Raw genomic sequence first — 12,780 nt, 5'->3', positions numbered from 1 at the left:
AAAACGATTTATACTATTCATAATTATAGGTAATATCTACAATCTTGCCAATGGGATGATCGGTGTCTTCGTACATACAAATACTATTCTCTTCACGCGAAACATCACCCGCCACCGTCAGTTGCAACTCTACAACTACACCTTTACCAGCAGTATTAATACCTAGTCCGATAGACATACCTATTTTCTCCTTATATTTGCCTGTCTCCTCATCATCATCTTCCGCTCTCACACTTTCAGGATCCTTAAATTTCAAACTGGCTATCTGTGCTGACGGATCTGCCCCGTAAGCATAAAGTTCAACCACCCTTCCACGATCAAGGTCAATGCGGTACAATCTATTACCTGACGTCATAAATATAAGATTTGCCGTATAAGCATAAGAAGCGGCGAATTTTGCTGTTTCTACATCCACTTCAGACGGCAGAGAAATTATATATCGGGCAGCACAAACAGGATCTTCATCCTGCGCACTGAATTTAAATACAGTCAATTCTTTCCCGTTTCGTGGAGCGGCAACTGCATAAGCGAAATTTCCCCAGTTTCCCCCTGTAACAATATCACGTACTTCTAAAGACGGATCAATCACATCCGGATCAAACACATTAGCTTCATCTGACATTGAATATGTGGAGACAGGTTTCTGGTCACTCCATTTAGTTCCATAATTACGTATATTTTGAGTGGCTGAATTCATCATATAATCACTGACACCTGGAATAAATGATCTAAGAAAGCAATGATTTTCAGGATCAAAAAATAGCATACCACCACTATACGAACCATAAGCGGAAATAGCAGGAAAGTCGCTCCCCTTTTTCACAGAGAATGGTACGCAAAATCCATCCATAGGAGCACAATATGCCCTTTCACTATTTACAAACAACTCACCATAAGCAGTCATCTTATAATATTCGATATTCAACGGTTCACCTTTTTCCACCGGTTCAAAAAGTATTTTATTTGAAGGATATTTCGTCATTAGTGTACTTGGAGTCAACAATGCCAAATCCTGATCCGTCACTAACATTAACGCCGGACTTACTTTAAAACCCATAAAAGACAGCATACCACTTAAAAGCGAATTCCCATACTCTTTTCTTGCACTTACCGCCAAAGGTTTCCCATCTAACGGAAAAGATTGATTCGATTCTGACTTAAATACATCCGGATAAACATAATATCCTTCCGGAGTACCTTCTATTGCTCCTAATACACCTTTTCCTTCTTTTTCCTGCAATACAAACCAGCAAGGATTCAAAGGACGGATAATTACAACCTCACCTGTCTGATACCAAGTTGTTCCGTTTATTTTATCCGTAATGACCAACATCAAACCTATATTTTCCGACTCATAAGCCTCGATTGTTACTTTACACTCTTTACCTATGGAATAATCTTTATAATCACTAAGTCTGTCCGAACCTGCTTTCTTCCCTTTTATCGTTTTCTTCCATTGAAACACTAGATTCTCCTCATTTTGCTCCAAAGTTTGAGAAATCTCGGGTATAATTGAAATTTCCACCGCTTCCTCCTTTGGCATACGCACTTTTGTTTCAGGTATTACGATGTCCATTGTATTCACATCATGATAATCGTAATCTCCCTTATCATCATAACAGCTTGTCTGTAACAAAGCTGCTCCAATAAAACTTACTATACAGATGATATATTTTCTCATAACGTTTCCTTTAATCTTATTCATATTCAATTTCATCACCATCGTCACCCAAAATGGGAGGATTTCCAGCCTCTATATACTCTTTATAAGCCTGCTGGATTTTTACCACGTCATCATCTTCCAAATCATCCCACACACGCTGGCACACATCCATAATAAACATATATTTATTATCACTATAACTGCCGAATCCTACATAATCACTCCATTCGGCCGGTTTAAGTTCCCATCTGACATTCAGCACCACCTGATTCTTCTCCACCAGTCCTTTATCAAACTGATGAAGAGGATTATCCAGATCAAATTCCAGATAACAACCATATACGTTTCTACCTGACTCTACTTTCGGACGATTGATCTTATAATAAAATACCTGATAAACAGTGTCCAGTTTGGTGTATGTATACTTATCTTCCAATATTACATCCACCGGATTTCGATAATCACTATTTGGAGTTACTTTCACACAGAAATCGCGATTTTCTTTTAAAAGGTCTCCTTGTATACTTACCGTAAAACTATCTATAGCATAAGGTTCTGTCTTCACATAATCTGTATCAACCAAAGTACGAATATATGTACTTCCATAAAAATTAATACGGGATGTCTGGCTATATAAGTCTATCTCACTCTCACTGCATCCTGCATAGATGCCGCAAACAAGAATAGCTAAAACAAAGTATATAATACGTTTCATAAGACTTCATCATTTAGAGTTGTTACCAAAAATATACTCATCATCCGGTAATGTCATCTGATAATGAGCTTCAGTCATTGCTTCCAGCCCACAACCATAATAAGTGCTATAATTATGTGCTTTCAAAAAATAAAAAAGCTGGCCTTCCGCAAAATATTCTTTTCTATATTCTTTCATGATTTCATTGATACGCTTAGTCTGGTCTTTATTTTCTTCCGAAATAATATCAAGATCATCATATCCGGTAGTCAGAATCTCATCACTGTAAGAGATACCACGTGCAAAACGCACAGTATTTAATGCGTCGGCACTTTCCGATGCCGAAGATGCACATTCTGCTACAATGTAATACATTTCGGGCAAACGGATCAAAGGAACAGCATCAGCACCGGAATAGGTATATCCGGCATTGAGGGGTTTTTGATTATATTTTCTGCAGAAAACGTTTGTGCTGCTTGCCCCATTAATGACCTGAAACATTTCCGTATTTTTTCTCCAGTCAGTATTCCCTACATCAGCTGTTTCATAGAAGAGACTGAATTTATCTCCATCCAAATAAAAATGTTGCTGAGTATTCGTATTTTCCATATCCATATAGTTTTCAATAAGCAGATTAGAAAATTCATTTACAGTGATTCCGAATATCTGCTCTGCGTAACGTATGGAATTATAATTAGAAGCAGTTTGTGATTTGTACAACGTAAAATACTTAGAAGCAGCAATCACTTGTTTTGCATATTCTGTAGCCAATCCACGGCTTTCAACATCACCTTTATAACAATATACACGAGCTAGCATCGCTTTTACTGCATACAGATTCATACGAAACTCACGATTAACAAGGAAATGGTTTTTCTCTCCATATTCCTCATCCGTTTGGTTTGTGAAGAAATCAAGCGGATCACTTTCCTTCAGCAATTCTTCAGCCTCATTCAAATCTTTAAGAATAGCGATAACCACTTCGCCGGCTGATAAAACAGGGGTGGCATCTTTATTAAAAGCAGTTCGATAGGGGATAGCCTTTGATGCAGGGTGTTCCTTATAAACAGGACCGAACATGCGCAACAAATCAAAATGAAGAAAAGCACGAAGCCCCAGTGCTTCTCCTTTCATTGTTCCGTAATACCGTTCGGTAACTAGAACATCTTTATTCCTGTCTACGTACTCCAGAAAATTATTAATGTTAGCAATGATATTATACATAGTCGAGTAAATTGCATTTTTCTTACTCAAGAACATATTTTCATAATCGAATACGATACTCTGTTCAAAAACAGCATTGGTATTATATCCGGGATAATCGGAGTATAATCCGGCCAATTCATCCAAGTAAGCATAAGTCAAATCTCCGGCGTATAAGGTAGTAGTTCCCAGCTTCAAATAAATACCTGTAAGAGCATCCTTGAATCCTGATTCCGATTCAAATTGTTTCTCGGTAGGGATAGAAGTCTTCGGAGATACATCCAACCAGTCGCTGCAAGACGTAAGCCCCAGCATTGTTGTTGTCAATAGTATATATATTATCTGTTTCATACAAATATGTTTTTAATTAGAAAGCAACATTCAAAGCAAATGTAAACTGACGGGAATACGGATAGTATAAACCTCTTTCGCGTTTCACTGTAGACCAATAGAAAAAGTCCTCCATATTAAACGTTACCTTAGCAGAACTCAATCCCCAATGAGTGATAAACTTCGTATTAGTACGGTCCATACGATAATAAACAGACAATGAACTTCCCTGAAATATATTTTCATCCATAATGAACCGTGAAGTAGCTTTCGTCTCCCATCCGCCAGGGTTAAGCCCACGGAATTGTGCCTTGTCACCCGGCTTCATCCAACGCAGTTGGGTCACCCGCCGGTCTACATTGTATTTCAAATTGGCATTTTCCACTTTGTCAAGCAGTGTCTGATTGTATACCTGACCACCAAATTGATACCTGAAACTAACATCTGCTCCCCATCCTCTGTACGTAAAAGAAGAATTAATATATCCCTGCCATTTAGGTTCTGTATTTCCAACAGGTACTACATCATTGGCATTCCAGTTAGTGGCATTTGTCATTTCTCCATTACTTTTCAGTAATATTTCATCTCCTGAAGCCGGGTCAATACCCAATGAACGCACTACCCAAATGCGAGAAAGAGATTCACCTTCTTCGTAGCGTGGCAGTGGTGTATCCTTTAGTTTTAATGCATTCTGATCGTTCACATATTTCATCGCTTCTGATATTTTGAGTAATTTGTCTGTATTATGAGAACCGTTTACCATAATTGTCCAATAAGCCTGTTTAGCAACGTTCTTATAAGGAATAGCAGAAAAAGAAAGTTCCCAACCCTTATTTTCAATCTTTCCCAGATTTTCCGGATAACTGCTAAAACCAAGAGAAGGAGCAAGACTTATATCTGTAATCATATTGTCTGTCACTTTCCGGTAGTATTCCACACGTGCGGTAAAACGCTGATCAAAAAGTCCTAATTCCAATGCAAGATTCGTGCTTTTTGTAGTCTGCCACTTTAAGCCTTCATTGTGCATGGCCAAAATTTCCGATCCTGTCGCATCGGATGAATAATAAGGAAGCAATAAATTGGAATAGGTGTAATAGCCATGTGCCTGATAAGGGTTGAAACCTTGTGAACCGGTCGTACCATACGTGCCTCTTAAAATCAAGTCAGAGATGAAAGAAACATCTTTCAGGAAATTCTCTTTTTTCAAATCCCAACGTAATCCCGTCGACCAGAAAGGTGCCCACCGATTGTCTTTTCCAAACTGGGAGGAACCGTCCAGACGCACATTAAAATCAAATGAATACTTATATTTATAAGAATAACCTCCGGCAACAACCCAACCAATGGAACGTGTTGTACTTTCCAACCCATCTACTTTCTCATTGTACTTCTTACCAAATAACAAGTTGTCCATATTATCATTCGGAAAACCCGTCACATAGTTTCCATACGTCTCCGAATTATTTTCCAATACACTCATACGGGCATTAGCGGTCAGATAATGATCTTTCAACTGTTTGTTCCAGCTTCCTGTCAAATCTATTCCCCACTTGACAGATTCACTCTGGCTTTTGCGATAATCACCTCTTAACGTAGGATCAGTCACATTATCAAAAAAAGTATGTTGCGCAGGACGGAACATATCGCGATGTCCCACACTTTTGGACAAAGAGAATGCACCTTCAAACCGCAATTCTTCAGTAGGATTATATTCTAACTTGAAAAGTTCGCGCACTGTAAAATTCTTACTCTGGTCTTTACTGTTGAACGTTGTATTATACATGGGGTTCAAATAACTCGATTCACCACCTAGTCCTTCAAAATTATCAAGACGTTTCTGTATCTCTCCATTTTCTCCATAAGGACGCAAATAAGGATTCAAGCGGGTGTATTCGCTAAAACTTCCCCATGGAGATTCATCAGCCACTGAATTATCCAATGTAATGCTATTCTTTAACAATACTTTTTTCAGACGATACTGAAAATCAAGCGAACCAGTCAATACATCACGATTACTGCCCTTCATCACACCCGGAGAACTGTTATATCCGACATACATACGATAACGCAAAGCTTCGTCACCTCCTTCCAGTGTAACTGTATGACGTTGTTGAAAAGAAGTCTGCAAAGGTTTATCCAACCAGTAGGTATTTACTCCCGCCAAAACTTCACGCAACTTTGATTGATAAAGTCTCCATTTTTCAACTGTTTCACCACCGTATGTATAAAGCCCGCTCTGTAATTCCGCATCTATCTTTTCTCTTGAATTCATCAGGTTATATCCAGTCATATCCGGAGCTTCAATACGAAGTTCACCGCCATAAGTTACCCAGATACGCCCCGGTTTAGGCGTCTTACTTTCGATGACAATTACCCCATTTGCCGCACGCGATCCATAAATAGCTGTAGCCGCCGCATCTTTTAGCAAAACAATGGAAGAAACCCGGTCGGGGTCCATATCGGCAAGCGCCTGTATACTGATTTCAAATCCGTCCATGATAAGCAATGGTTGATTGGCATAAGTCTCATATTCCCCTTGGACCGCCAATACGTCATTACTGGCTGAATTAAAGTCTACCGTAGCTTGTGCATTCAAATCCATATTTGCACTACCACGCATACGCATATCAGGTAGATTATTCGGATTTGACCCCATATTAATATTATCTACGATACGAAGCCCGGGAGCAACAGCCGCAATTGCTTTAGCTACATTATTCGTACTATATTTTTTCAGATCTTCGCCCTTTATAGTAACAGCAGAGCCGGTAAATCCTTCTTTTTTCCTATTAAACATACCTGTTACCACCACTTCATCCAGTGCTTTTGTATCAGACTTCATCACTACTGACATAAATGTTGAAGGATTCAACAACTGAGTTTCCAAACCTACATAAGAAATCCTCACCTGACTATCTTCCGGAACATCAGAAAGCTGGAAATTACCATTATTATCTGTGATGGTACGGATATTGGCATCTTCCACTATAATAGTGGCACCGATAACCGGAAACCCGTCTTCTTCGGAAAGCACTTTTCCTTTTACTTGTGAAATATTCTTTTTAGGATTCTTTTTAGTGATATTGATAAATTGTCCGTCAATGTGATATTTCAATGGATTTTTCCCGATAATCACCTTTAAAGCTTCACCAATAGTAGCTTTCTCAACTTTCCCGGTAGAAGTATAAGAACTAATCTCATCGTAGATAAAAAGAACTTTATATCCCGATACTTTCTCCAAATGTTTAAAAATAGAAGGTAATCCTTCATTTTTAAACTCCATCGTTATTTGCTTTTCTTTACCTGTTTGTGCTTCAATGCGCCACGAATACGCAAAAAGGAAAAGCAAGAACAAAACAATGAACTTTTGTGCCTGATTTTTTTTCATAAGCCTGAATAGTTAAATAGTATTTCATTCTTTTAATTGTATACGAAGTTTAAAAAAGAATGGTTACCCTTAAAAGAATTTATTTTCAGAAATATGTATTCCTATTCAGATTTATGACGTTTTGCTCGTTTTTTATTCAATAATAAGTTTTCCTGTTTCAAAATAGGCATGAATTCTCTCCATTCGATTCAATAATTCAATCAAATTAAAAATGTCTTGATGACGATTTGCAAAGAAATGCATACGGAGATCCATAATTTTACTGTTGCGGAATTCTATATCTATATTGTACCAACGCCCTATCTCTTTCATCATGTCAGCCAGAGGGATATCATCAAAATAGAAAAATCCTTCCTTCCAATACAAAAATGATTCTATATTAACTTCACTCACAGCAAATGTTCCGTCAGTAGAAAGTTGTGCACTTTGTCCCGGCTCCATTTCAACGTTATGAGTTCCGCAGGTATCGCTGACAGCTACTTTTCCTGTAATTAATGTGATACGGACATCGGCAGGAGAGTATCCACGTACATTAAACTCTGTTCCTAAGACACGAACCTGCACATTTCCGGTTTTTACAATAAAAGGATGTTCGACATCTTTACTTACTTTAAAATAAGCTTCCCCTTCCAACGAAACGATCCTCTCTTTTCCCTTAAAAACGGTAGGATAAACCAACCGGCTGTCCGAATTCAAAAAGACTTCAGTTCCTTCGGATAAAACAACTTTGAATGTTTCTCCCCTGGGAATACTTAATCTATGTATTTGTACTTTCTGTTTTCCGACCTCTTTATTTTCTGTCTGAATAGTACGATGATAGTCAATTTTTTGATCTTTCAAAGGTCTTATTTCCTTTTCGTCATCAATTTGCAAAGTAGCTTGTGCGATGGCATGGTTTGCTTCAAAAATTTTAATACTTTCCAGTTTTGGTTCCGGTGAAATCATCATTGTACGTAAAATCAGGATTACAATGACAGTTGCCGCTACTCCTGCAATAGCAGTCCACAGAATACGCGTATTCTTCTTTTTGTTATTATTCAAACGTTTATTATGAAAGTCTACCAATTCTTTCTGAACATTAATTGCCAGTGTATTTTGCTTTTGCCGCATCTCCATCACAACCTCTGCAATATCAACACATGCCTGGAAACATTCTTCATCTTTCTCCAAGCCATGTAATTGGTCAGAAGTTATATGGGAAACATTCTCCATAATTTTCAAAGCTTCTTCTTCCGACTTATTTATATTTATATTCTTCTCATCCATAAATAATTCATTCAATATATAATATTTACGTTTTAAAGTCCATCCCGGTTACCTTTCCGGCCTAATTCTTCACGAAGAATACGCAAAGCCTTCACTATATTCTTATGGATAGCCGCAACACTCACATTTAATTCTTCAGCTACCTCCTTGTACTTTTTATTATGAATATAACAAGCTTCCAGAATATGGCAGTTGTAAGGAGTCAACTTTTCCATCGCCTTGCGTATCTGAGAAATACGTGTATCTGTCTGCTGCGAACCAGACTCTATGATTTTATTGGTTAATCGTGAAGCAAATTCCACATATTCTTCATGAATATTTTGTTTACGAAGATAGTCGATACAACGCGTGCGGATAATTGTATAAAGATAAGTTTTTGCCGTAGCTTCTTCTATTTTATCATAATTACGCCACAAATATTCAAAAGCATCACTTACAATATCTTTGCATACTTCAACATCGCTTATAAAATAGTATGCAAAATACACGAATTGTGCATACCATTCATTAAACATTCTGTCAAAAGTAGTCCGGTCTTTCATTCAATATCGTATTCTTCTGTTATTTTTTGGCAGACAAATATACATTAAAACTTGATACGCAGTTGCATTTGTACATCTGCTTTTTTATTTCCACAGATCAAATTATTGCCGGAACCGATTTCGTTACGGTCGAAATAGACAGTTTCACCGAACTTGGTTATCAACAGGAAATGTTTGTTCAGTTCATATCTTAAACGAACGGCACATCGGAAGCCACGCCCTTGAAATGACGGAGTGTAAAACGTATAAAGCAGTCCGCTTTCCGAAACATATACACGCGAATCATAATCATCTGTAAAAAAATAACTGCCTTGAACGTCAGCAAACAGCCTGGCCCAAGGCAGTTGGGAGGATATCATTTGTGTAACCTGATATCCTTTATTAGCAGCTCTGTCCTGAGAATGAAAATGATTATAATCTAAAGTTGTACGACTGCTTAACACATCTCCCAAAGAATAGTTCAAACGATAGCGAAGCTGATGATGAAAAATAGGAAGCGTTAGCGTTCCTTTACTACCTGTCCAATCACGTTCTTTTTGTTTATAGCGATACTTTAGATACATGGATAGATTACTAAGTGGAGTGAAAGTAGCTTGAACCAGACCGTCTGTTCCACGGGAGGGTTTATTTATTCTGTATTTTTTCCATGGGAAGGAAAACAAATCGAATGATGCAAAGAACTTCCAATAGGCAAAAGGAGAAGTCTCCAATCCGATATAATATCCCTGTTCGTTTTGAGTCGTACTTCCCTCACCGAATGAATGGGTGAACATAGCCCAATAATTATAGGAATAGAACCGATGTATCAACATGATTTGGGTGTTTTGAACCGGTGAATACTGCAAACGGTTCAAAGAGGCCCAACCTTGTTTTCCTATCGCTGTCTCTCCCTGAAAAGAGAAACGATGCCAACGATAAGCATACTCTATTCCTAAATTGTAGAAGTTATTGCCGTGGAGATTGTATTTGGAATAGCCTGTTAATTCCGGTTCATAAGATCGGTTGAAAAGGTAGTAAATAGCGGTGATACCCAGTCTGATACGGTTGTGTTGATAACTCACATTTCCACCTGTTAATTGCATAGTGAACAGATGCTTTTTATCTGCTTCTTTCCGGCTCCGGTGTAATCCGGTTTTATAGATAGAGGTAATTTCTCCATCTGTTATCACGCCATCCAATGAACGATGCGAATAAAAACCGGAAATGTCCCAATCCTTAGATAAAGCAACTGTGGCAGCCACTCCTCTGAAATAATTGTATTCATCACTGGAAGAGTGTTTCTTTATCCTGCTGCTACGATTGTTGAAAGAAGAGGCATAGACTGTTTTTCCCATCAGATAATCAGTGCTAATCACCAATCCTTGTCCAAAACTAAGCCGATAGTTACCAACAGCTAATGCTTTTAATCGCCCACAATCTTTTAATAACAGATAAAAGGAATAATAATCGTAGCCATAGCGATTGTGTAAAGCTCCCAAAGGTTCTCCGGCATCTTTTTCTGCAACGACTCCTGCATAGAGTCGGTCACTATATCGGAAACTGTATTTCACAGAGTTATAAACAGAAGGTCCTAAATAAGTATGTTCATAACCTTTTCGTTTATAAAGTGGTATATCAAAGCGAGTTAACAGTTCATTTTTTCCATACTTCGCTGCGCTTTTCAACATAGTTTTCCACCGAAAAGAAGATTCATTGTTAATAGCTTTTATACAGACGAATGGTAGTAAATACTGAATTGTCTGCTTATCCATATCTTCCACTAGTTGAAGTTCATAGATAGTTTTCATCTGTCCGTGTATATAGATGTAAGCCAGCAGATGTTCAATCTGAATATCACTAAGGAAAGGAAACTGTTCGAGTTGTTCACGGGTAGCAACATTCAAATTAATAGGTTCTTGCAGACGATTGGAAAGTTCTTCCAATTCATTCTCCCAATTCAAGGTATTAACAGAGTTATTAATATCGTTATTAACAGATAAATCTTCAAGAACATCCTCTAAAAGACTTTCAGAAAGGTTTTGAGCACTACAAGCAGGAATTATGAACAGGCTGTTTATAATACTTATCAACCGGATTAGTTGAGTAGTTTTCATCAATAAAATGTGTATTATCTTCTCGCTTTTTTACATACAAGGGGGCAAAGATACTTTAAATAGGTTAACGTCTGAAAGATATGTCTGAATAATAAAATTTTAATTCTATTTTTGTATCGTGAAAAGAAGGCTTAACATAGTAGTAATGACACTGTTTGCCACTGTTTGCTGCTCACTACATTTGCAGGCACAGGAAAAACAAAGCATCAATGGATATTTGGTTCCGATGTGTATCTACAATGGAGATACAATCCCAAGTATCCAACTACCGACTGTGTATATCTTCAAACCACTTAAGTTCAAAAATGAAAAGGAACGTCAGGAGTACTATCGATTGATTCGGAACGTGAAAAAGGTATATCCTATTTCCAAAGAAATTAATCAGGCTATCATCGAAACTTATGAATATCTTCAGACTCTACCCAATGAGAAAGCCCGCCAAAAACATATCAAACGGGTTGAAAAAGGATTGAAAGATCAATATACTGCCCGAATGAAGAAACTCTCTTTTGCACAGGGAAAATTGTTGATAAAGCTTGTGGACCGTCAAAGTAATCAGACTAGTTATGAACTGGTAAAAGCGTTTATGGGACCTTTCAAGGCAGGGTTCTATCAAGCATTTGCCGCACTATTCGGGGCCAGTTTAAAGAAAGAATATGATCCGCAAGGTGAGGACAAACTAACGGAACGCGTGGTATTGATGGTGGAGAACGGACAAATCTGATACCACAAGTCTTTACCGGTGCAAAAGCAAGCTTTATCTACGTTTTTTTTGTTTATCTATATATCTTTTCAATTTGCTGGTCCAATCAGATACTCTCCCGTCGGACACATCTTTCAAAAACCATTTTTGTTGATATACCAAAGACTCTCCGGGTGACAGTTCTGTATATCTTCCGTGATTTTCAAGTTCCAGATACCGCCCCTTCGGTGCTACGAAAATCTCTGCTTCACCTTGTCCGGAAGGAACTTCACCGGGTCCAATGTCCGGGAAACATTTTATAAACAGAAGCTCCTTATAATAATGAGCGATCCAACCTTCATAAGCAGTCGAGTATAATTTCTGACCTCTCTCATTGGTACCATCCGGACATGGAACCCACATTATACCCTTATCCTCATATGCTCCCGTGACATCAGACTTATTCATCTGATCTGCCTCTCCTACAGGGAAAAAGCTCAAACCTCCATGCACTCTCACCACATCCCAGGGGGCAAATCTCTTTAGCTGGCAAGATACATTCCGAACAGAATAATTAATCAATATAGATGAATCTCTTTCTGATACAGAAAACTCCTTAATGATAGAGATACCGCTTAAAGAATCCGGCGAACTCACCAGTCGAAGAATTTGTCCGTCTATCTCTGCCTTATAAGGAAGCTCATCGACACACCGATATTGTGGCCAATAGTTTGACTGTGGAGATAACCAGAACGTTGCTCCGTAATACTTACTATGTACCAAATCAGAAGTCAGCAGTTCCTTATCTCTGCATTTAAAAGAAATAATCCGTCCCCCCTTTTTTGCCGATACGCTGAAAGAGAGGTCAGCAAAAGACAAAACATACACATCATTTTGCTTATTTATCCGGCTTTTTTTG

At 38.1% G+C, this 12,780-nt stretch carries 9 protein-coding genes; 1 reads left to right on the top strand and 8 read right to left on the bottom strand.

Going from position 1 to position 12,780, the window contains the following annotated elements:
* Nucleotides 1–13: 13 nt before the first annotated feature.
* The 7 genes from NXV01_RS04525 to NXV01_RS04495 all read right to left on the bottom strand — a co-directional run bounded on the left by NXV01_RS04525 (nucleotide 14) and on the right by NXV01_RS04495 (nucleotide 11,179).
* Nucleotides 14–1,681, bottom strand: a complete 1,668-nt coding sequence (locus NXV01_RS04525) for a PKD-like family lipoprotein (protein ID WP_195648683.1) — start codon at nucleotides 1,679–1,681, stop codon at nucleotides 14–16.
* A 16-nt stretch (nucleotides 1,682–1,697) separates the two neighbouring features.
* Nucleotides 1,698–2,378, bottom strand: coding sequence for a DUF4843 domain-containing protein (locus NXV01_RS04520; protein WP_148367707.1), 681 nt, complete (start codon nucleotides 2,376–2,378; stop codon nucleotides 1,698–1,700).
* A 9-nt stretch (nucleotides 2,379–2,387) separates the two neighbouring features.
* Nucleotides 2,388–3,911, bottom strand: a complete 1,524-nt coding sequence (locus tag NXV01_RS04515) for a RagB/SusD family nutrient uptake outer membrane protein (RefSeq protein WP_217723018.1) — start codon at nucleotides 3,909–3,911, stop codon at nucleotides 2,388–2,390.
* 16 nt (nucleotides 3,912–3,927) lie between these two features.
* The gene (locus NXV01_RS04510; protein WP_217723016.1) at nucleotides 3,928–7,278 is read right to left on the bottom strand and encodes a SusC/RagA family TonB-linked outer membrane protein; all 3,351 of its coding nucleotides are present in this window, start codon (nucleotides 7,276–7,278) and stop codon (nucleotides 3,928–3,930) included.
* Nucleotides 7,279–7,410: 132 nt separating this feature from the next.
* On the bottom strand, nucleotides 7,411–8,544 hold the full coding sequence (locus NXV01_RS04505) for a FecR family protein (RefSeq protein ID WP_259021801.1): 1,134 nt from the start codon (nucleotides 8,542–8,544) through the stop codon (nucleotides 7,411–7,413).
* A 32-nt stretch (nucleotides 8,545–8,576) separates the two neighbouring features.
* Nucleotides 8,577–9,086 carry a sigma-70 family RNA polymerase sigma factor gene (locus NXV01_RS04500; RefSeq protein ID WP_148367703.1) on the bottom strand — a complete coding sequence of 170 codons (510 nt, stop codon included), beginning with the start codon at nucleotides 9,084–9,086 and terminating at the stop codon, nucleotides 8,577–8,579.
* Between the two features lie 44 nt (nucleotides 9,087–9,130).
* Complete coding sequence (locus NXV01_RS04495) at nucleotides 9,131–11,179, bottom strand: helix-hairpin-helix domain-containing protein (protein WP_259021800.1); 2,049 nt, start codon at nucleotides 11,177–11,179, stop codon at nucleotides 9,131–9,133.
* A 145-nt stretch (nucleotides 11,180–11,324) separates the two neighbouring features.
* Between NXV01_RS04495 and NXV01_RS04490 the strand changes: the two genes are divergently transcribed.
* The gene (locus NXV01_RS04490; protein WP_148367701.1) at nucleotides 11,325–11,903 is read left to right on the top strand and encodes a DUF4294 domain-containing protein; all 579 of its coding nucleotides are present in this window, start codon (nucleotides 11,325–11,327) and stop codon (nucleotides 11,901–11,903) included.
* Between the two features lie 33 nt (nucleotides 11,904–11,936).
* Here the strand turns inward: NXV01_RS04490 and NXV01_RS04485 are convergent, their stop codons facing one another.
* Nucleotides 11,937–12,749 carry a DUF4380 domain-containing protein gene (locus tag NXV01_RS04485; protein WP_259021799.1) on the bottom strand — a complete coding sequence of 271 codons (813 nt, stop codon included), beginning with the start codon at nucleotides 12,747–12,749 and terminating at the stop codon, nucleotides 11,937–11,939.
* Between the last annotated feature and the right edge of the window lie 31 nt (nucleotides 12,750–12,780).

The sequence above is a fragment of the Bacteroides sp. BFG-606 genome (assembly GCF_024788145.1).
GTDB lineage: Bacteria > Bacteroidota > Bacteroidia > Bacteroidales > Bacteroidaceae > Bacteroides > Bacteroides vicugnae.
Note: the sequence above shows the minus strand (reverse complement) of the source record. Positions and strands in the feature narration are given on the sequence as shown.